The organism is Thauera sp., assembly GCF_034003485.1.
Taxonomy (GTDB): Bacteria; Pseudomonadota; Gammaproteobacteria; order Burkholderiales; family Rhodocyclaceae; genus Thauera.
In genome coordinates, this window is record NZ_JAVEYL010000003.1 from 1 (window position 1) to 20845 (window position 20845).

General features: G+C 65.8%; 19 protein-coding genes. 7 read left to right on the forward strand and 12 right to left on the reverse strand.

Translation table 11 applies throughout. The features are described 5' to 3' along the window. The coding region (locus tag RBT54_RS02200; RefSeq protein WP_320363657.1) for an OB-fold nucleic acid binding domain-containing protein at window positions 1-605 on the reverse strand (605 nt) is incomplete at its 3' end. 203 nt (window positions 606-808) lie between these two features. On the opposite strand from RBT54_RS02200, the gene RBT54_RS02205 reads away from it, so the two are divergent. Continuing rightward, window positions 809-2605, forward strand: coding sequence for a methyl-accepting chemotaxis protein (locus tag RBT54_RS02205; RefSeq protein ID WP_320363659.1), 1797 nt, complete (start codon window positions 809-811; stop codon window positions 2603-2605). 45 nt (window positions 2606-2650) lie between these two features. Here the strand turns inward: RBT54_RS02205 and RBT54_RS02210 are convergent, their stop codons facing one another. The 8 genes from RBT54_RS02210 to RBT54_RS02245 form a co-directional block, all read right to left on the reverse strand. Continuing rightward, on the reverse strand, window positions 2651-5443 hold the full coding sequence (locus tag RBT54_RS02210) for an AAA family ATPase (RefSeq protein ID WP_320363661.1): 2793 nt from the start codon (window positions 5441-5443) through the stop codon (window positions 2651-2653). Between the two features lie 191 nt (window positions 5444-5634). Then, a complete protein-coding gene (gene trmA / locus RBT54_RS02215; RefSeq protein ID WP_320363663.1) occupies window positions 5635-6741 on the reverse strand; it encodes a tRNA (uridine(54)-C5)-methyltransferase TrmA in 1107 nt (368 codons plus the stop codon). A gap of 5 nt (window positions 6742-6746) precedes the next feature. Beyond that, complete coding sequence (locus RBT54_RS02220) at window positions 6747-7466, reverse strand: hypothetical protein (RefSeq protein WP_320363665.1); 720 nt, start codon at window positions 7464-7466, stop codon at window positions 6747-6749. 32 nt (window positions 7467-7498) lie between these two features. Continuing rightward, complete coding sequence (locus tag RBT54_RS02225; protein ID WP_320363667.1) at window positions 7499-8860, reverse strand: hypothetical protein; 1362 nt, start codon at window positions 8858-8860, stop codon at window positions 7499-7501. A gap of 18 nt (window positions 8861-8878) precedes the next feature. Next, window positions 8879-9983, reverse strand: a protein-coding gene (prfB, locus tag RBT54_RS02230; RefSeq protein ID WP_320363669.1) for a peptide chain release factor 2 whose coding sequence is annotated in 2 segments (ribosomal slippage) — window positions 8879-9901 and window positions 9903-9983 — 1104 coding nt in all. Because the reading frame shifts where the segments join, the coding sequence is not laid out codon by codon here. A gap of 89 nt (window positions 9984-10072) precedes the next feature. Next, window positions 10073-10696, reverse strand: a complete 624-nt coding sequence (locus tag RBT54_RS02235) for an alternative oxidase (RefSeq protein WP_320363671.1) — start codon at window positions 10694-10696, stop codon at window positions 10073-10075. Between the two features lie 40 nt (window positions 10697-10736). Continuing rightward, window positions 10737-11327 carry a polyhydroxyalkanoate granule-associated phasin gene (locus RBT54_RS02240; RefSeq protein WP_320363673.1) on the reverse strand — a complete coding sequence of 197 codons (591 nt, stop codon included), beginning with the start codon at window positions 11325-11327 and terminating at the stop codon, window positions 10737-10739. Between the two features lie 132 nt (window positions 11328-11459). After that, window positions 11460-12014, reverse strand: coding sequence for a phasin family protein (locus tag RBT54_RS02245; RefSeq protein WP_320363675.1), 555 nt, complete (start codon window positions 12012-12014; stop codon window positions 11460-11462). 262 nt (window positions 12015-12276) lie between these two features. Here RBT54_RS02245 and RBT54_RS02250 point away from each other — a divergent pair, with 262 nt between their 5' ends. Further along, window positions 12277-14700: a phosphoketolase family protein gene (locus RBT54_RS02250; RefSeq protein ID WP_320363677.1), complete on the forward strand. Its 2424-nt coding sequence runs from the start codon at window positions 12277-12279 to the stop codon at window positions 14698-14700. A gap of 242 nt (window positions 14701-14942) precedes the next feature. Then, entirely contained in the window at window positions 14943-15158 is a 216-nt protein-coding gene (locus tag RBT54_RS02255) for a glycine zipper 2TM domain-containing protein (RefSeq protein ID WP_320363679.1), read from the forward strand. Between the two features lie 64 nt (window positions 15159-15222). Here the strand turns inward: RBT54_RS02255 and RBT54_RS02260 are convergent, their stop codons facing one another. Together RBT54_RS02260 and RBT54_RS02265 are read right to left on the reverse strand one after the other, a co-directional pair. Beyond that, entirely contained in the window at window positions 15223-15858 is a 636-nt protein-coding gene (locus RBT54_RS02260) for a response regulator transcription factor (RefSeq protein WP_320363680.1), read from the reverse strand. A gap of 2 nt (window positions 15859-15860) precedes the next feature. Next, complete coding sequence (locus RBT54_RS02265; protein ID WP_320363682.1) at window positions 15861-17780, reverse strand: PAS domain S-box protein; 1920 nt, start codon at window positions 17778-17780, stop codon at window positions 15861-15863. A 515-nt stretch (window positions 17781-18295) separates the two neighbouring features. On the opposite strand from RBT54_RS02265, the gene RBT54_RS02270 reads away from it, so the two are divergent. Then, complete coding sequence (locus RBT54_RS02270; RefSeq protein ID WP_320363684.1) at window positions 18296-18664, forward strand: hypothetical protein; 369 nt, start codon at window positions 18296-18298, stop codon at window positions 18662-18664. Window positions 18665-18788: 124 nt separating this feature from the next. Further along, complete coding sequence (locus tag RBT54_RS02275; RefSeq protein WP_320363686.1) at window positions 18789-19343, forward strand: hypothetical protein; 555 nt, start codon at window positions 18789-18791, stop codon at window positions 19341-19343. A gap of 186 nt (window positions 19344-19529) precedes the next feature. Here the strand turns inward: RBT54_RS02275 and RBT54_RS02280 are convergent, their stop codons facing one another. Next, window positions 19530-19688, reverse strand: a complete 159-nt coding sequence (locus RBT54_RS02280) for a DUF3309 family protein (RefSeq protein WP_320363688.1) — start codon at window positions 19686-19688, stop codon at window positions 19530-19532. Between the two features lie 306 nt (window positions 19689-19994). Between RBT54_RS02280 and RBT54_RS02285 the strand changes: the two genes are divergently transcribed. Together RBT54_RS02285 and RBT54_RS02290 are read left to right on the forward strand one after the other, a co-directional pair. After that, the gene (locus tag RBT54_RS02285; RefSeq protein ID WP_320363690.1) at window positions 19995-20327 is read left to right on the forward strand and encodes a DUF883 family protein; all 333 of its coding nucleotides are present in this window, start codon (window positions 19995-19997) and stop codon (window positions 20325-20327) included. An 85-nt stretch (window positions 20328-20412) separates the two neighbouring features. After that, complete coding sequence (locus RBT54_RS02290; protein ID WP_320363692.1) at window positions 20413-20727, forward strand: BON domain-containing protein; 315 nt, start codon at window positions 20413-20415, stop codon at window positions 20725-20727. The last annotated feature ends 118 nt before the right edge of the window (window positions 20728-20845 follow it).

The window sequence follows — 20845 nt, forward strand, 5'->3', positions numbered from 1 at the left end:
ACCTCGAGGAAGCCGTGGCCGGTCATGTAGTTGCGGATCGACTGCACCATGCGGCTGCGCGCGACGAAGGTGAAGCGCGTCTGCTCGTTCATGATCATGTCGACGTAGCGCTGGCGGTATTTCTGCTCGACGTCGGTGAGGCCGTGGAACTTGTCGGGCAGCGGGCGCAGGCTCTTGGTGAGCAGGCGGATCTCGGCGGCCTTGACCGAGAGCTCGCCGGTCTTGGTCTTGAACACGGTGCCGACGCAGCCGACGATGTCGCCGATGTCCCAGGTCTTGAACTGGGCGTACACATCTTCACCCACGCCGTCGCGCTGAACGTAGAGCTGGATGCGGCCCGACAGATCCTGGATGGTGACGAAGCTCGCCTTGCCCATCACGCGCTTCAGCATGATGCGCCCGGCCACCTTGACCTCGACCGGGGTAGCTTCCAGCGCGTCGGCGTCCTTGTCGCCGTAGAGTTCGTCGAGCTTGCCGGCGGTGTTCTCGCGCGAGAAATCGTTGGGGAAGGCGCGGCCGCTGGCACGCCAGGCGGCGAGTTTCTCGCGGCGTTCGGCGATGAGGTGGTTTTCGTCCTGCGGCTGGATGTTCGTCTGGTCGGACATGGCGTCTGCTTCGATTCGGTGGAAAGTGCGTGAGCGCGCGCTGATGCCCGCGCCAAAGGCGTGATTGTGGCAGGGCAAGCAGGGCGGGGCAATTCCGGATTCGTTGTTCGCCTGCGCCAGCGCTCAGGGGGCATATAGGGCTAAAGTCCCCGCGTCAGGGACCGATAAAGAAACAGGTATCCACCCATCACAAGCGAAGCACCATGCAGGCATTCAAAGAAATCTACGAGTCGGTCGAGCGCACGTTCTGGAACTCGCTGACCAAGAAGCTGTTCAGCTTCATGCTGCTGTTCGTGGTCAACCTCGGCTACCTGGCGATCTGGATGCAGCAGCGCGCAGCGGTGGACGCGGCCCTGCAGGCCGGTGAGGTTGCCGCGCCGACGCTGGCCGGCGTGGCAGCGGCGTTCGACGCCGGGCTTTACTGGATGCTTGGTCTGTCCGCGCTGGCGCTGTGCCTCATGCTCGCCCAGATTCTTTACCTCCGGCACCTCATCGTGCGCCCGATCCGCGTGATCACCGGCATCTTCAACGAGATCGCGCGCGGCGAAGGCGACTTTTCCCGCGACCTGCCGCTGACCACGCATGACGAATTGCGCGAGCTGGGCGAGGGCTACAACCGCTTTGCCGCCAAGATGCGCGAGATCATCAACAAGGTGCGCACGATGAGCGTCAGCATCGCCCGCGAGGCGGTGCAGGTGAAGCTCGGCGTCGAGCGCTCTGCGCAGGATGCCCGCCGCCAGGGCGAGATGACGCAGACCGTGTTCGAGTCCAGCACGCGCTCGACCGCCGCCATCGGCGAGGTGTCGGACAGCGCGCGCAAGATCGACGTGTCGACGCTGCGCAACCTTGACATCGCGCGCGAATCGCTCGATGAGGTGCGCAACATCGCCTCCAAGATCAACGCCGTGAGCGAGAAGCTGCAGCGCTTCAATCACACGGTCGATGACCTGTCGCAGCGCTCCGAGAGCGTCAAGCAGATCGCCTCGCTGATCCGCGAGATCGCCGACCAGACCAACCTGCTCGCGCTCAACGCCGCGATCGAGGCGGCACGTGCAGGCGAGGCGGGACGTGGCTTCGCGGTGGTGGCAGACGAGGTGCGCAAGCTGGCCGAGCGGGTGAACCAGGCCACGCAGGAGATCGTCGGCAACATCAACGGCATGCTCGATCTGGTGGGCGAGACCCGCGCCGAAAACGACGTCATCAACGACGACGTCGAGCAGACACGCGACGTGGTCACGCGCTCGGCGGCGCAGTTCGAGCACATGGTGGGCGAGTTCGAGCGCACTGGCGGACAACTGACCCAGATCGCCGGTGGCATGGCCTCGCTGACCGAGACCAACGCGCATGTGCACGCGAACGTAACCGAAATCCATCACTTGTCCACCGAGGTGGCTGGGCAGATGGACAACTGCGAACAGCGCACGCTCGGCCTCACCAAGTCCACCGAGGCTGTCCAGGAGCTGGTGTCGCGCTTCAAGATCGGCAGTGGCGCCTTCGACCAACTGGTGAACGAGACGCGCAGCTTCCGCGACCGCGTCCAGGGCGAACTCGAGCAGATGGCCGTGGCGCGCGTCGACGTCTTCGACCGCAGCTATCGCCCGGTGGCAGGCACCAATCCGCCCAAGTTCAAGGTGAGCTGGGGTGACGAATTCACCCGCCGCTGCCAGCGCATCCTCGACGAGAGCCTGGAACGCGCACGCGGCGCGGCATTCGCGGTGGCGGTCAATACCGACAGCTATCTGTCGGCGCACAACACGCGTTTTTCCAAGCCGCTGACCGGCGACCCCGAGAAGGACCTGGTCGGGAATCGCACCTGCCGCAAGTTCGAGCGTCCGCCCGAGCTGCGCGCCGCGCGCAACACCGAGCCGATGCTGCTGCAGACCTATCTGCGTGACACCGGCGAGGTGCTGTGCGACATCGCCATGCCGATCACGGTCAACGGGCGCCACTGGGGTAACGTGCGCATCGGCGCCCCGGCCGACGCGCTGCTGGAACGCTGAGCGCGTTTCGACCCGTTTGCTTGGCTGTGCCCCAGGCGGTAGTCCTCAATCCACCGCCCGCTGCAGCACCCCGATCGGCGGCGCCCAGTCGGTGCCGGGCTGCTTCTTGCGTGTGACCAGCGTGAGCTGCGCCGGGGCGAAGACGTTGGCGTTGTGGGTGACCGGGGTGGTGATCAGGTACTGCGCGCGGGTGGCGCGCAGGAAGGTGCCGACGCGGTCGATGTTGGCGACGTCGAGGTGGGCGAAGGGTTCGTCGATGAACACGAAGCCGCCCGGGCGGGATTCGTCCATCAACAGGCCGATCAAGAGGATCAGCGACTTCATGACCTGCTGGCCGCCGGAGGCCTCGCCGTCGTTCAGCCCCACCGCGCCCTTGCGGTCGAAGTCGAAGCGCACCTCGAGCCCGGCCTGGGCGAGCGAGAGGTCCTCGTTTTCCAGGTGCGGCGTGGGGCAATCGACGTTGACGTTGGCGAGCTCGCCGAGCGCCTTGAGGTTCTTGGCGTACTGGCGCACGGTGGCGCGCAGCTTGGCGATGTAGGCCGCGCGCGCGTTGTCGCTGTGCAGGCGCGCGGTGGTGCAGTAGCCCTGGCGGTTGAGGTAGTCACGCTCGCGCAGCGCGACGTCGGCGCCGAGGCGGTCGCGCACCACCAGCACGGCGGCGTCGGTGATCCAGTCGCCCTCGTCGAGGTGGCGGCGCAGGCGCTCGAGCTGCAGGCGCGCACCACGGGCGTCGCCATACTTGTCGGCGAGCAGCGCGAGCTCGTTCGCGTCCAGCCAGTGCGCCGGCATGCCGCGCCGGCGGCGGCGCAGCTTGAGAATGCGCTCGGCCTGCCCGTGCCGGCGTGGGCCGTGCTCGCGCGCGATGTCGGCCAGGCGCAGGTCGACGGCCTTGAGTTCGCGGTTGCGGCGCTCGAGTTCGATCTGGATGCCGTTCAGCTTTTCGGTGAGGCGGTCGAGCTCGCCGCGCGTCTCGGTGCGTTCGCCGATCGCGTCGGTGAGCGCCTTGCGTGCGGCGGGCAGTTCGGCCTCGGCGCTGGCGTAGGCCTCGCTGCGGGCGGCGAGCAGCTGCGCCGACTGCAGGCCGAGCAGGCGCTGACGGATCGTGGTGAGCTTTGCCGCCGCCGAATCGATTCTGGGGCGCAGCGCCTGCAGTTGCTTGTCCAGCCCGGCGACCTCGTCCTGCAACGCGCTGACGCGCGACTGGCGGGCGAGCTCACCGAAGTGGAATTCCTGCGGCCGGCCGAGGTGGCGGGCGCCGCGGCGTTCGCGGTGGTAGCCGTCGCGGGTGATCCATTCCTGCTCGCGGGGCAGATCACGCGCGGCCTCGGCGTCCTCGACGCGACGGATGCGGTTCACCAGATCGCTGAGCCAGCGCGGCACCGGGGCGCTAAATTCCACCACTTCGGCCAGGCTCATCGGTCGCGGCGGCGGCGCGGTCTCGCGCTCGGGGACGATGAAGTGACGGAAGCGCTCACGCTCGCCGAGCGCCCACGCGGCGTGGCGGTCGGATTCGCGCTCGAGCAGGATAAGGTGGCGGTAGGGGCGCAGGATGGCCTCGAGCGCGGCCTGCCAGGCGGGGTCGGTCACTTCGACCACCTCGGCGAGGCTGTGGTGCGCGATGCCCTCGGCACTCAGCTTCACGCGGAAGCGCGCCACCTCGGTGTCGCCCGGCGGGCCGGCGCGGTTGCGCTCGGCGCGCAGGGTGCCGGTCTTGTCCTCGAAGGCAGCGACGAGTTCGCGCTCCTTGCGACGCAGGGTGGCGAGCACGGTGTCGGCGTCCTCGTGCTCCTTCTCCAGTGCGACCGCGTCGGCGCCGTGTTCGCTGGCGAGCTGGGCGCGCAGGGCGTCACGCTCTTCGAGCAGCTTGTCGAGGTCGCGCACGCGGTCGTGGGCGCCGAGGTAGCGCTGCTCGGAAGCGCTGTCGGATTCCTTCAGGCGCTTGCGCTCGGCCTGCGCGGCGTCCTGCTCGACGCGCACCGCCTCCAGGCGCTGGCGCGATTCGCGCTGCTCCACGAGCTTGTCGCTGCGTTCGCGGCCGACGCGCTGCAGCGCCTCGCGCTCGCTGGCGATCTCGCGCTCCAGTTCGGCGATCTCCAGGCGCGGCACAATCTCGGCCTCCAGCGCCTGCACCTCGTCGGCGAGCTGCTTCCACTCCAGATAGCGGTTGGCCTCGGCCTTCTTCTCCTCGGCCTGGGTCTTCAGGCGCTCGAGGTCGATGCCGAGCTCGCCGAGTTCGCGCTCGGCGGATTTCTGTTCCTCGCGCGCGGCCTGGTAGTTGTCCAGCACCTCCTTGTCGCCGAAGACGTCGAACACGAGCTCGAGCAGCGCCTTGGGCGAGTATTCGCACAGCTTGTCGGTGTCGCCCTGTTCGAGCGCCAGCACCTTGGTGATCGCCGGCGTCAGCCCGCCCCAGGCCAGGCGGTGCTGGTAGTCGCGCAGGCCGATCCAGTCGTTGGTGGTTTCCAGCGCCTCGATCGACAGGTTGCCGTCGACGATGGCGTAGTCGCGGATCCAGTCGCCACCGGCCTTGCGGATGCGGCAGGCGAGCGTGACCTCGTCGGCGAGGCAGGGGAAGAACGGGCGCTTGCCGCTGTGTCCCGGCTGGTTGGCGACCACCGCGCGGATCCACGCGAAGCTGCGATCAGCGCGGCGCACGTAGCGGCGGAAGTCGCGCTTGCCCGAGCAGCGCAGCGCGAACAGCGTGCGCAGCGCGTCGAGCAGCGTGGTCTTGCCCGAGCCGTTGGGGCCGACGATGGTGACGATCTGCGCGTCCAGCGGCAGCGAGAAGCGGCGCCAGAAATCCCAGTGCACGAGCTCGAGGGTCTTGATGTGGAACATGGGGTGTCAGTCTTGATGGGTGACGCCCGAGGGCGATGTCTCGTTGCTGTGGGAGCTGCTGTGGGAGCTGCTGTGGGAGCTGCTGTGGGAGCTGCTGTGGGAGCTGCTGTGGGAGCGGGCTTGCCCGCGAACATCGCCTGCTCGGCAGATGTATTCGCGGGCAAGCCCGCTCCCACGGGCGGTCGTCATCGTCATCGCTTCTGCAGCAGCAGCCCGCACTCGAGGTGGTGGGTGTAGGGGAACTGGTCGAAGGCGGCGGCCGCGTCGATGCGGTGGGTCGCCGACAGCGCGGCGACGTTGGCGCGCAGCGTCTCGGGATTGCAGGAGATGTAGAGGATGTTGTCGAAGCCCTTCGCCAGCGCGATCGTGCCCTCGTCCAGGCCGGCGCGCGGCGGGTCGACAAACAGCGTCGAGAAGCGGTAACTGGCCAGGTTCACGCCCTGCATGCGGCGGTACTCGCGCCCGCCGGCGAGCGCGTCGCTGATCTCCTGACTCGCCATGCGCACCAGGGTCACGTTGGCCACATTGTTGTCGGCGAGGTTGGTGTGCGCGGCATTGACCGAGGTCTTGCTCATCTCGGTGGCGAGCACGCGCCCGAACAGCGGCGCCAGCGCCACGGTGAAGTTGCCGTTGCCGCAGTAGAGCTCGAGCAGGTCGCCCGGGCCTTGCGGGCGGGCGCCGACGCGCTTTGCCTGCGCGCGCGCCCAGCCCAGCATGTGCTGATTCACCTCGCCGTTGGGCTGGGTGAAGCTGCCTTCGAACTGCTGGAAGCGCAGCCGTTGGCCATCGACCGCCAGCACCTCCTGCACCCAGTCGCGTCCGAGCACGATCTTCTGCTTGCGGCTTCGGCCGATGAGCTGGATGTTCAGGTCCGCAGCGAGCGTGCGTGCCGCGGCTTCCCAAGCCTCGTCGAGCGGGCGGTGGTAGATGAGGCTGACCAGGCACTCGCCGCTCAGCGTGGCGAGGAAGTCGACCTGGAAGATCTTGCTGCGCAGGGCTTCGCTGGCCTGGAGGGCGTCGCGCAGGCGCGGCATCAGGGTAGCGATGGGTTCGGCGGCGGGCGGGAAGCTGTCGACCAGGATCGGCTGCTTCGGGTCGGCGCTGTCGAACATGGCGTAGTCGATGCGGCCGTCGTGGTGCCACAGGCGAAACTCGGCGCGCAGGCGGTAGTGCAGCGGTGCGGATCGGAAGACCTGCGGCTCGGGCAGGTCGAACTCGGCGAAGTCGGCGCGGTAGCGCGCGAGCTTGGTGGCGAGCTGGTCCTCGTAGCGCGCGGGGTCGATGATGGGCAGGGGCATGTCGATCAGTTCTCTTCCACCGTGTGGTCGTCGGGCAGCGCCTCGGCGAGGATGTCGACCTGAGCAAAAGCGTTGGTTTCGGGCAGCGCCTGGCCGGCGGTGGCGAGCACTTCGCCGAGCGTGCCGTGGATGATGCGGTCGGCCAGCACGCGGTAGTCGAGCGCGAGGTCGAGCAGCGGGCCTTCGGTGATCAGGCCGTTGCGGCGCTCGATGAAGCCGAGGCGAGCGAGCTTGCCGAGCATGAAGTTGCGTACCTTGGTGCGACCGCCCAGGCGCGGGCCGAAGTCGGCGATCAGCGAGGCTTCGGTGAGCGCGCCCGAGACTGTCTCGCCATGCGCCACCGGCTTGTCGGCGCCGCCGAAGAGGTCGGACTGGCCGTCGTCGACGAGTTCGCGGCGGGTGACCTGGCGTTCGCGCTTGGGCAGCACGATCAGCGCCCAGATGATCACCAGCAGCGCAATTTCGTCGCGCGTGATGCCGAGGTTGCTGGCGGCGTATTCGCGGCCCGCGCCGAACACAGGCTCGGCGAGCTCGGGCTCGAGCGCGACGCCGACATGCGCGGCGTAGGGATTGTCGAGCAGGCGCAGGCCGACGTCGGCGAGGCGGCGGTCGAGCTCGAAGCGGAAAGTCTCGTCGACCAGCGCGCGCCGCACCAGCTTGTCGTTGCGCGGCAGCCAGCGCTGCGCGAGCAGGCGGGCGGTGAGGGTCTTGAGTTCATGTTCCATGGCGGGCGCGGAAATCCTGGCTCATGGTGGGTTCAGACCACCGGGGGGCGGGGCGCGGCGGCGGCCGCGGTCAGCGCGAGGTCTGCGGTCGGAGCGGAAGGGGCGGAGACGGGCTCTAGCGGGCGTGTGCGCGGGCGGACTTCGCCGAGCGTCATCGCGGCGATCTCGTCTTCGCCGACCGCGGTCAGCGTGTCGCCGAACTCGACCTCGACCGGCAGGCGCATGAAGCTGCCGACCGGGCCCTCCTCGGGCCCGGCTTGCGCACCAGAACCCGCACCATCCGCGAGCAGGGCGAGCAGCGACAGCCGGTAGCTGGCGGGCGCAAAGCCACCGCCGGCGACCACGTGATGCAGCGGCTGGGGCGCGGGCAGGGCTTCCAGGCGGTGGGTGAAGTGTTCGAGCAGGCGCAGGTCTTCGGCCTGCAGCGCGATCTCGGTGCCGGCAAAGTCGGGCGGCGGCAGGCCGGCGTCGGCGTCGCTGGTAACGCTGCTGCCTTCGAGCAGGGCCTCGGCGCGGTCGAGCAGTTCGTGGCCGCCGGCGAGCAGCGGCAATTCGGGCACCGCGGCGAAGGCATCCAGTACCAGGCCGGCGACCGCATTTGCATCCAGGCTGCGCAGCCAGGCGGCGACGTCCGAGGACGAGATGCCGGAGGCGCCCAGCGTCACGCGCTGCGATTCGATCTTGTTCAGCGCACGCTGAAAGGCAGCATCCACCCGCGCCAGCCGCGACTGCGCCAGCCCGATACGCTGCGCGATGCGCGCGATGTCGAAGTCGACCTCGGGGTCTGCCAGCAGCGCGTTGAGGATGTCGGTGCCGCGCTCGAGCCAGCGCCCGTTGGCCGACAGGCGGCGGCGGGCGTCGAGGATGCGGAACTCGGAGCCGGAGGCGATCGCCTCCTCGAAGTGCCAGGTGAGGTCGTTGAGCTTGGAGAGCAGGTGGCCGAGCGCTTCGGGCGTGAGGCTGCCCACCGCCTGCAGGCCGGCCAACTGGGCGGTCAGAAAGCCCAGCTCGGCGTCCTCGTCCTCGCCAAAGCGCAGCAGCATCGCGATCGCCGCCACTGCGTTGCGGCCAATGTCGGACAGCGCGTAGTGGCCGTCCTCGCCGATCGTCAGCAGGGCGTTGTCGCGCAGGCGCTTCAGCACCGTCTCGAGCTTGACCGGCTCGAGGTAGGTGAAGCGCGCGCGCAGCGCCTCGGGCGACCAGCGCGGGGCGTCGGCCTGGCGGCCGATCTCGCGCAGCACCAGGAGCCGCATCAGCACCTCGGCCTCGGTGCCGCGAAACAGCGTGATGAAGGCGTCGAGCAGCGGACGCGCCGACGCCAGCGCCGCCAGCTCGGGCACTTCGTCGGCGTCCACGCCGGGGGCGAGGAAGTCGGAGAGGAAGGGGTCAGTCAAGCGGTGAACGCCTTCGCCTTACACGCCCTGCTTCAGGCTCGCCGCGATGAAGTCGTCCAGGTCGCCGTCGAGCACCGCCTGGGTGTTGCCGACCTCGTAGTTGGTACGCAGGTCCTTGATGCGCGACTGGTCGAGCACGTAGCTGCGGATCTGGTGGCCCCAGCCGATGTCGCTCTTGGAGTCTTCCAGCTTCTGCTGCTCGGACTGGCGCTTGCGCAACTCGGCCTCGTACAGGCGCGCCTTCAGCATCGACATGGCCTCGGCCCTGTTCTTGTGCTGCGAGCGGTCGTTCTGGCACTGCACCACGATGCCGGTCGGCTCGTGGGTGATGCGCACCGCGGAGTCGGTCTTGTTGATGTGCTGGCCGCCGGCGCCGGACGCGCGGTAGGTGTCGACGCGCAGGTCGGCGGGGTTGATGTCGATCTGGATCGAGTCGTCGACCTCCGGAAACACGAACACCGAGGTGAAGCTGGTGTGGCGGCGGGCGTTCGAGTCGAACGGCGACTTGCGCACCAGGCGGTGGATGCCGGTCTCGGTGCGCAGGAAGCCGTAGGCGTACTCGCCACTGAACTTGATCGTGCAGTTCTTGATGCCGGCGACTTCGCCCTCGGTTTCTTCCAGCAGCTCGACGGTGAAGCCTTTCTTCTCGCCGTAACGCAGGTACATGCGCTCGAGCATGCCTGCCCAGTCCTGGGCTTCGGTGCCGCCGGCGCCGGCCTGGATCTCGATGAAGCAGTTGTTCGGGTCCATCGGATTGCTGAACATGCGGCGGAACTCGAGGTTCTCGATCGCGCCCTGCAACCCGACGAGGTCGGCTTCGACCGCCTCGAAGGTGTCGTCGTCGTCCTCGGCCTCGGCGAGCTCATAGAGGTCCTTGAGGTCGCGCGACTGGGCGTCGATCTTCTGCAGCGTCAGCACCACGTCTTCGAGCTGGCGCTTTTCCTTGCCGAGTTCCTGCGCGCGCTCGGCGTTGTTCCACACCGCCGGGTCTTCCAGGGCGCGGTTTACTTCCTCGAGCTTCGATGCTTTTTCATCGTAGTCAAAGATACCTCCGTAGTTCGCGACCGCGGGCGGCGAGGTCGGCGAGTTTTTCGGCGAGGGCGTTCTGGCGTTCGGCTTCCATGTGCGAGGCTCCGGCGGAATCTGGGAAACCGCGCATTATAAGGCCACGCGGCGCGCCGCTGTGTTTCGGCTGACGCTGGAGACCTTTCTTCAGGCGCGCGCGCCAAGCTGGTCGGCAAAGGCGTGGTTGACGTCGCGGTGCCCGGCTTCGTCGGCCCGCACGGCAATGATGACGTCCGTCAGGCGAGCATCCGGGGACAGGTTCCAGTACTCGATCGCACGTCTTGGCGCGGGCACGTTCTCGTGGTGGCCGGCCTCGACCTGGGCGAGGTATTCCGAGTAGCTGATCACCGCTTCCTCTTCGAAGTAGCCCACGACCCGATGCGCGGTGCGCGCCGAGATCAGATACAGCATGAAGAACAGGTTGTAGAAGATGCCTTGGGCAAGGATGATCAGCCAGCGCTCGAGGCGGGTCGGCTTTGCAATCTCGACGAAGGTGAGCAGGTGCATGCGCTCGTTCTCGGCTTCGTCCAGCAGCACGCGAATCCAGCCCTCGTCGTCGGACATGTTGCGCAGCGCCTTCAGGTGCTGCAGCGTCGAGCCCACCATGCCGGGGACTGCCGCGACCGTCTCGAGGACGATCGCGCGGTGCCCGTAGCGCTGCGCGAAGAAGGTATCGGCGAAGAAGCGCAGCAGCCGGGTGAAGGCGCGCGCGAACTGGTCGGACACACCGCTTGGCGGATGCGTGCGATCGAGACTGACCGGCTCGCTCATCGCGGGTACGCGCCGATGTGCGTTTTGGGGGGCATCATTTTCATGATGTGCCATCTGCTGCAGCCTTGTGCCGGCCGAGCCGCACGGCGTTGGCGGTGGCGCGGGCATGCAGCGGCTCGAGCGCGCGGCGGGTGAGGTCGGCGGCGGCGTTGGAGAACTGCGCTTGCGTATCGGCGCTGGGCGACATCGCCGCGAACAGCGTGGCGTGGTGCGCCATCGATTCAGCCAGGTTCGAGCTGGTCGCAGCCGACATCATCGCCGTCATGCCGGCCTGCAGTTGCGTGAACATCTGCGTCCACAACTGCTGGTTCAACTGCAGCCAATGTGCGGTCACCGACGAGGATGATTCGGCAGCGGCTTCGAACTTTTCCTGCGTCATCAGGCTGAATTCATCCATGTCGTCGGCGCTCGGCGCAGCGCCGGCCACTGCCATGCGCCCGGTGCGGTGGCTGATGACCTCTGCGGAGGCGAACATCATCTCGCTGGCCTGGTTGGCGAGCGCAGTCCACATCAGCAGGGGGTCGTTGTGCATGGCGGCTGCCGTCGGGTGGGGCTGTGCGGTGGCGGCGTTGGAGGCGTCAGGGGCGGGCCGGTCGTTGCGTCGCGTGCGTTGCAGTGTGGTGGTGGTCATGGATGTTCCTTGTTTAAGGCAGAGGTAGGCGGCGATTCTCGCACAGGCCGGCCTGGCCAAATGATGGCGAAATAGGTAGCGAAAAAGCCCCGACCAGCGGGGCTTCGTGATGCGGGGTGCAGAAGGCCTGGCTTACGCAGCCTTCTTGGGGTTCGGCGTCATGGACGCGGCCAGCTTGTCGCCTGCCTCGCCTGCTGCCTTGACGTTGGTGTCCACGATGTCCTTGGCCTGGCGGCCCAGCTTTTCGCCTGCCTCGCCCGCGGTCTTGATGTTGGCGTCCATCATGTCCCGCGTCTGGCGGGTCATTTTGGACAGCATGTCGAATCCGGCCTGCATGTTTGCGCTGGCGTTCGAACCCAGACCGAGCGTGCCGAAGTAGTTCTTGAACACCTCGCCCGCCTGCTGCTGGGACTTGGTGGCGATCTCCTGCACGCTGCGCAGATAGTCTGCAAGCTGCGCGACGACCGGCGCGGTCGCCGAGGTCTGCAGGTTCTGCAGCGCATTCACGTCGCGGACGGCGAGCAGATCGTTCGATGCTGCCAGGCAGTCCTGCATTGCAGCACGGGCCAGTTTCTGGTTAAGCGCGCTCAGGCGCTCGACGCTGGAGAAGGCGATCTCGGACAGCGCTCCAACTGCATTGGTGTAGGTCTGGGCGGTGCGCTTCTGTTCAGTGGTGGCAGCTTGCATTGGGTCTTCCTTGTGGGAATGTCTGCGTGAATTAGCCTGGTGCGGGACAGTGCATGGATGGCTACTGTCCCGTCTCCGGCATTTATGTTGCGCCGCAGCACGCAAGCCCAGTGTGGCCTCATCCCGCTGAGAGTCAAGGCTTTTTTCGTTTCTTTCAGATTGTCGATGATGGGGCGGGTGGTGGCCTATAGTGAAACAGTCGATCGACTGATGGGTGTCGCTGACGCCCGGAGGAGAACGCAATACTCGTGTGAGGCCATCGATGTCCAAGAATGTTTTCCCGCTGTCTGCCGTGGAACTGAGCCATATCGACGCCTGGTGGCGCGCGGCCAACTACCTCTCGGTCGGGCAGATCTACCTGCTCGACAACCCTTTGCTGAAAGAGCCCTTGCGCCTCGAGCACATCAAGCCGCGGCTGCTCGGGCACTGGGGTACGACCCCCGGGCTCAACTTCATCTACGCGCACATGAACCGGGTCATCCGGCGTGACGACCTCGACATGATCTACCTCGCCGGGCCAGGGCACGGCGGGCCGGCGCTGGTGGCCAGTACCTGGCTCGAGGGCAGCTACAGCGAGCTCTATCCCAATGTGTCACGCGACGAGGAGGGCATGCGCCGGCTGTTCCGTCAGTTCTCCTTTCCCGGTGGCATTCCCAGCCACGTCGCCCCGGAAACCCCGGGCTCCATCCACGAGGGTGGCGAACTCGGCTATGCGGTGGTGCACGCCTACGGCGCCGTTTTCGACAACCCCGATCTCATCGCCTGCTGCGTGGTCGGCGATGGTGAGGCCGAGACCGGGCCGCTGGCCGCGGCGTGGCATTCGAACAAGTTCCTCAATCCGGTCACCGACGGCGCGGTGCTGCCCATCCTGCACCTTAACGGCTACAAGATCGCCAACCCGGCCGTGCTGGCGCGGATCAGCCACGAGGAACTGGAACAGCTCTTCCTCGGCTATGGCTACACGCCGTATTTCGTCGAGGGCGACGACCCCGCACAGATGCACCAGGACATGGCCGCCGCGGTCGACACGGTGGTGGCCGAGATCCGCGCCATCCAGCGCCGTGCACGCGAGGGAGGAGGCGAGGGCGAAGGCGCGGGGGGCCGCGACCCGAGCCGGCCACGCTGGCCGATGATCATCCTGCGCAGCCCCAAGGGCTGGACCGGGCCGCGTTCGGTGGATGGCAAGCAGACCGAAGGCTCGTGGCGCTCGCACCAGGTGCCGCTGTCGGACATGGCCAGCAAGCCCGAGCACGTGCGCCTGTTGCAGGAGTGGATGGAAAGCTATCGCCCCGAGGAGCTGTTCGATGCGGCGGGCGCACTCATTTCAGAGCTGGCCGCGCTGGCGCCGGTAGGTGAGCGCCGTATGGGCGCCAACCCGCATGCCAATGGCGGCCTGCGCCTGCGCGAGCTGCGCCTGCCCGATTACCGCGACTATGCGGTGGCGGTGGCGCGCCCCGGCCAGGAAGACGCCGAAGCCACCCGGGTGCTGGGCACCTACCTTCGCGACGTCATCGTGCACAACCCGGACAACTTCCGCGTGTTCGGCCCGGACGAGACCTCCTCCAACCGGCTGGGTGCGCTGTTCGAGGTCACCGACCGCGCCTGGATGGCCGAGCGCGTCGACGGCGACGACCATCTCGCCCCCGACGGGCGGGTCATGGAGGTGCTGTCCGAGCACATGTGCCAGGGCTGGCTCGAGGGCTACCTGCTCACCGGTCGCCACGGCTTCTTCTCGTGCTACGAGGCCTTCATCCACATCATCGACTCGATGTTCAACCAGCATGCCAAGTGGCTCAAGGTCACGAGCATGGAGATCCCGTGGCGGCGGCCGATCGCCTCGCTCAACTACCTGCTCACCTCGCACGTCTGGCGTCAGGACCACAACGGTTTCTCGCACCAGGACCCGGGCTTCATCGACCACGTGGTGAACAAGAAGGCCGACATCATCCGCGTCTATCTGCCACCCGACGCCAACACGCTGCTGGCGGTGGCCGACCATTGCCTCAGGAGCCGCAACGACATCAACGTCATCGTCGCCGGCAAGCAGCCGGCGCCGCAGTGGCTGTCGATGGACGCGGCGGTCAAGCACTGCAGCACCGGCATCGGCATCTGGGAATGGGCCAGCAACGACTGGCAGGGCGGTGGGGAGGCTGGCGTCGATCAGGCCAGCGAACCCGACGTCGTCATGGCCTGCTGCGGCGATGTGCCGACGCTCGAGACCCTGGCCGCGGTGGCGCTGCTGCGCGAACTCGCGCCCGATCTAAGGGTGCGCGTGATCAACGTCGTCGACCTGATGACGCTGCAGCCCAAGGAGGAGCACCCCCACGGCCTGACCGACAAGGACTTCGATGCCTTGTTCACCCGCGACCGCCCGATCCTGTTTGCCTATCACGGCTACCCCTGGCTGATCCACCGCCTGGCATACCGTCGCAGCAACCACGCCAACCTGCATGTGCGCGGCTACAAGGAAGAGGGCACCACCACCACGCCCTTCGACATGGTGGTGCTCAACGACCTCGACCGCTTCCACCTCGTGTCCGACGTCATGGACCGGGTGCCGAAGATGCGCGCGCGCGCGCCGCACATCAAGCAGGCGATGCGCGACCGCCTGGTGGAGCACAAGGAGTACATCGAGCGCCATGGCGAGGACATGCCCGAGATCCGCAACTGGAAGTGGCCGTGGTGAGTCCCGGTCCGGGCGCCGGGTGGACGGCGACACGTCTCGAGAGGGCGTTATGTGCGGCAGCAGACAGACGCGATCGGCGCCCGGCCTCACGATGACGTTATCCGAGCCGACGGGCGCGCGGGATTTTCCAGCGATGCGATGCATCCTTGCTGATCCCCGCAGCCTTTGGCGAAGTGAGGTGCATGACCAGCGTAATCCGCCAAGGCATCACTTCCCGCTTCATCAGATCAAGGAGTAATGCCATGAGAACAATGCACAGATTAGCCGTCGGTACGGTCGCAGCCGCGATGCTGCTCGGCCTCGCAGGGTGTGCCGGCATGTCGAATCAGGACAAGAACACAGCCGTCGGCGCAGGTGTCGGCGCGGTCGGTGGTGCAGTGCTCACCGGTGGCAGCGCGGTTGGCACCGTCGGTGGCGCCGCGGTCGGCGGCATCATCGGTCATGAGGTCAGCAAGTAAGGCCGTGTGAAGGCCGTTTTACGCGCACACGGCGCAGGCCTTCGGGCTTGCGCCGTGTGCGCTGTCAGTCAGGCCCCAGCTTGTGCTCCAGCACGTAGCGCGTGATTTCGGCGTTGGACTGCATGTTCAGCTTTTCCAGGATGCGCGAGCGGTAGGTGCTGATTGTCTTCACGCTCAGATGCAACTGTTCACCGATTCTGGTAAGCGAAACGCCCTTGCTCAGAAGCAGCATGACGGACATCTCGCGCGGTGACAGCGTCTCGTGCGGCAGGCGCCGCGCCCCATTGATCGTGCCGTCGATCAATCGCTCGGCCAGTGCCGGGCTGATGTAACGGCCTCCCCCCACGACGGTGCGAATTGCGCTCAGGATCTGCGTGGGCGGACTGTCCTTGTTCAGGTAGCCCGCCGCGCCTGCGTGCAGCGCCGGCATCGCGAACTCGTCCTCGGCGAACATGCTGAAGATCAGCACCGGCAGGCCGGGGCGGACCAGCTTGATGCGCTTGAGCACTTCGAGTCCATTCATGTCGGGCAGGGTGATGTCGAGCAGCACGACGTCCGCCTCGGTCGAACCCACCAGCGCAAGCAGCTCGCCACCTGTTGCGGCTTCGGCCGCGACCTCGAAGTCGTCGGTTGCGACCAGGAACTGGCGCAGGCCGCTGCGCACCACCGCGTGGTCGTCGACGATGACAACTCTGACCATGTTCAGCCCTCTCCCTGAATCGCCGGCGTGGCGCCCGCGTCGAGCGGAAGGCGCAGCATCAACTGGGTTCCAGTCTGTGGCGTGCCGGTCAGTGTCAGCTCACCGCCAAGGTGCTGCGCACGTTCGAGCATGCCGATCAGTCCAAACGAGTCGTGCTTGCGCAGGCTGTCCTTCGGCAGTCCCTTGCCGTTGTCCTGCAGCCGAAGGATCAGGTTCCCCTTGCGCTTGATCATGGTGATGCTCACCTTTTTCGCCCCCGAGTGCTTGGCAATGTTGGTCAGCCCTTCCTGGACGATACGGAACACCGCGGTACTGGCCTCAGCCGACAGGCGGACATAGTCCGGCATGTGCAACTCCACCTCGATGCCGGTCATGCGCGAGAACTGTCCGGCATGCCACTCGATCGTCGCGAGCAGGCCGAGGGTGTCGAGCATGGCGGGGCGCAGATGGGTGGAGATGCGCTTGACCGTGTGCAGGGCTGCATCCACTTGTTCGACCATGCCCTGCAACTGGCTCACCATCGGCGAGAAGGTCGCCAGGTTGTCGATCGTCGTCACCAGACTGAGCTTGAGCATGGTCAGCGTGCCGCCCAGTTCGTCGTGCACCTCGCGCGCGATCCGGGTGCTTTGTTCCTCGCGCACGGACTCCAGGTGCGCTGCAAGACGTTGCAGGCGCTGGGATGCTTCACGCTGCGCGGTCGCCAGTTCCTTGCGCCGGGTGATGTTGTCATGCACCACGACCAGGCGTACCGGTCCGTCACCGGGAAAGCGCGAGACCGTGACTTCATACCAGCGCACCTGGGTAGGTGTGCTGCACTCGTACTCCAGCACGAACGATTTCTGCTTTCCAGCCAGGACGTCACGAATGCCGTTTGCCACCGCAAGGGCGCTTCCGTGCTCACGTCTTGCCGCAGCGTCGCACACGGCGAGATAGTTGGCTCCTTCGCTGACCGCGCCGGAGTCGCCGCTGTTGGCTACCGCGAACTCCCGCCATGCCTTGTTGACCGTGACGATGCTGGCGTTCTCGTCCAGCACGCACAGGATCGAAGGCAGTGCATCGATCGTTGCGCGGAAAAACCGCTCCGACTCGGACAGGGCCAGGGCGCTCGCATCCACTTCCGCGGTGCGTTCGGCGACCTCTTCTTCGAGCACGTCGTTCATGTGCAGGAGTGCGGTCTCGGCCTCCTTGCGTGCAGTGATTTCGCGTGCGAAACCCACGGTGCCGAGCAGATTGCCATGCTGGTCGAGCACGGGCGCCTTGTAGGTCTCTGACCAGGTCGACCTGCCTTTGTTGTGGGTCTCCTCCTCGAGCATGATCTGCCGGCGTGAAGCGAGGACCTCCCGGTCGGTGGCTTGATAGGCTTCGGCCAGCGCTGGCGGAACGAGGTCGAAATCGGTCTTGCCGACAAAGTCCTCGGCTCGATCGCCGCCGAATGAATTGACAAACGCCCTGTTGACGGCGAGAAAGCGGCCTTCCGTGTCCTTGAGCCACACCATGAACGGGAAGTTGTCGAGCAGCGCCCGCTGGTAGCGCTCCTTCTCCTGTAGCGCCTGCTCCAGCAGCTTGCGCTCGCTGATGTCTTCGAGCGCGATCCGCAGCACCCGCTTTCCTCCCTTCTCCAGGTGGCGGTGGCCGACCAGGCGCGCCCAGAAGCCGTCGCCGTCACTGTGTCGCAGTTTCAGCTCACAGGTGTGCGTGTCGGCATGCTTCAGATCGTTGCGGAGAAATCGGCGCCAGGTATCGGTCGCATCGGCGTGAAGAAACTGGCTGAAACGACGATGGAGCAATCTACGGCGATCACTTCCGAGCAGGGCGGCAGCCGGCAGATTGAGTTCGGAAATGCGGCCCTTCTCGTCGAGCAAGAGGTAGGCGGTCGGCGCGTGCTCGAACAGGCTGATGTACCGATCGCGCGACGCCTTCAATTCACGCTCGATGTCGTGCAGGGCCTCGGTCTGCGCCTGGAGCTCGACCTGATGCTCCAGCAACTGGTGCTCCAGCGCATCGACGGCGCCCTGCAGCGGGGCGGCGCCTTGTTGCCCCGCCGGCTTTGGTCCGCATGCTGCATCGGGTACGGGCAGGTTCGGTTGTGTGCAATCGGGCTTCATGATCGAGAAACAACTCCATCAGGCAATCCGGAGCGGACACCGATTCGAGCGTACTGCAATCGCTGCAGAATGGGTATGCGTGCATTCGAGTAATTGATCAGCGTAGGAAAAGCCCTACGTCAGCCATCTGATGATCTGACGCCGGTTCAGCCATTTGCCGACAGACTGCGATTGATTGAATATGCATAATCCGAGTGGGAATTCAATGAAGCTCGAGTATGCAGCAACAGGCACAAGGCCGGTTTTCCCGACGACCCCGAAAGCGCTGCGCGAGATGACTGCGGGAGGGCATGTCGTACAGATACGAGACCGAGTGGCCGAAGAGCCACCGCATGGAGGAGACAGCTTTGCAGGACTCACTACACAGGTTCATCGCACCACGACAGCAGCGCAGGCCGGATCAGGCGCTGATCGCTGTCGACTCATTGCGCCCGGGTATTTACCTGCGGGCACCCGTGGTCACAACGAAACCAAGTCGACGAGGTGCGGGGGCCGGGCGCGAGCCCGCGACCGTGCTGCTCGGCCCCTTTTCATGTGAAGTCGAGGTCCGTTTCATTCAGACCAGTGCTCAGGCCTTGGGCCTGGTGGTCGAGCCCATGGATGTGTTGCCATTCGGAGCCGGCCAGCGGGACGTGCGCGCCAATCGGAATTATCCGACACGGATCGACTTCTTTTCCGGCACTGATCGGGCGCTGAACTGACAGACAGGTGATCAGTTGCGCAGGCAGCATGCAGGCTTAATTCAATTGGGGTTGCGGTCGCCGCAAGACGGAAGTCATTGAGCAGCGACGGACCCCGCCACTCTGTAACCTTGAGGAACACAGGATGAACTCGATCACGCCCTTGCACGAAAAGATTTCTGAAGTCGTCACCGCCAACGGCGATGCTTTCAACGCCATCGTCCATATTGCGCTGGACACGTCCGAGCAACTGTTCGCGCTCAACATGAACGCGCTGCGGTCGTACAAGGCTGGCATTGCGGTGCCCAAGAGCGGCAATCTTCTCGAGCAACTGACTGCGCAATCCGGTTCGCCGGCACGTTCGCTGGAACTGGCCAGCGACTATCTGCGCAACTTCAGCGGCATCTGCATCAAGTCGCAGGTCGAAATCGGACAGATCACGGTCGAGCGCAGCAACGAGCTCGCCGAGGCCATCGGCGCGCTGCTCGACACCATGGCCAAATCCGGCCCGACGGGCAGTGTCGAAGCGGTCGAGCAGATCAAGTCGACGCTGAGCAGCGCCACCGAAGCTTACGAACGCATGATCAACGCCAGCGCCGAGATTGCCGAGCGCAGTCTGGCGGCTGCAGACGATGCCGTGCAGCCGATGATTGCAGCGGCCAGCACGACCGAGAAGAAGGTCATGAAGAAGGCCGCGTAAGCAAACCAGGCCGCATGAGCAGACGTTTTCGGACAATTCAAGCCGTGTAATTTGAGGCCCCTGAGATTCAGGGGCTTTTTTTTGGTTGAGTGTTTTCGTCGAGTGCGCCCAGCCTGGGCGCACTCGACAGGTTCCTCAATTGGTACCCCTCGCTCGGTCCCCCTCTCGCCGCGCCCGCGGCAGAGCCTAGATCCGCCCCATGAGGAACAGGATCAGCACGATCAGCAGCACCACGCCGAGCAGTCCGCTGGGCGCGTAACCCCAGCTGCGGCTATGCGGCCAGCTTGGAAGTGCGCCGATCAGGAACAGGACCAGCACGATAAGCAGGATGGTTCCTAGTGACATTTCAAGTCTCCTTGCAGTAATTGAGTGCCTTCAGCACAGGATCAGGAGCCAAGGTCGCGCCATGTTGCGCGTCGTGCGCACCGGCCTTGGGCAGGACGGGATGAACGGCGCCCAACGAGCCTTGGCCGCACGGCACCCTGGCCTTGGCCCAGTCTTGGCGAGGCGTGACCTGCGGTCTGTTGGCTAGCGCACAGACGCGGGGTGCCGCAAGGATGAACATGCCATTCAGCGTATCCCCGGCGTTATTACTAGGGAATACCCGCCCGGATTCGAACCGTCGGGCCAACGACGTCCACAGGAGGAATGATGAATACAGAATTGAACGCCGAGCACGGGGCCGTTGCCGATATGCGCGCTCAGGTGGTGCAGGACCTGAAGGGCCTCGTCGCCGATACGGAGAGCTTGCTCAAGGAAGTGCTCAACGCCAGCAGCGAAGAGTTCACCGCGGTGCGTGCGCGCATCGACGACCGCCTGGGTGAGGCCAGTGTGCGGCTGGACAAGGCGCGCGTGGCGGCTGGCCGGCGGATGGGCGAGGCCGCCGAGTGCACCCACGAGTATGTGGTCCAGAACCCATGGAAGGCCCTCGGCGTGGCTGCCGTGGCCGGGTTGATCATCGGCACGATGTTGCGCAGCCGGTGATGCACGAATCCGGCGCGGGGTGCCCGCTACCGGACTGAAGCAGCAGCAAGAAGTCCTGCGTCATCAAACTTTGGAGATTTCGATCATGAAACAGTTTGGCAAATACCTGTCCGCGCTTTTCCTATCGCTCACCCTGATCACCGCAGTGGGCTGTGCCTCGACCTCGAAACAGGAGGGCATGGGCGAGTATGTGGACGATAGCGTCATCACGGCCAAGGTCAAGGCGGCCATCTTCGAGCATGCCAGCCTCAAGTCGGCTGAGATCAACGTCGAGACCTTCAAGGGCGTGGTCCAGCTCAGTGGCTTCGTCAATTCGCAGGCCGACATCAACACCGCAGTCGGACTGGCGCGCGGCGTCAAGGGCGTGCAGTCGGTCAAGAACGACATGCGTCTGAAGTAAGCGATGTCTTTCCCGCGGCCACTGCTGAAGCGCATCATCGACGGTGGCCGCGGGGCTTTCCTTGCGGTCTTTCCAGCGTTGCGCTCCCGGAAAGGGAACCCTGCCGACGCTGAGTCGC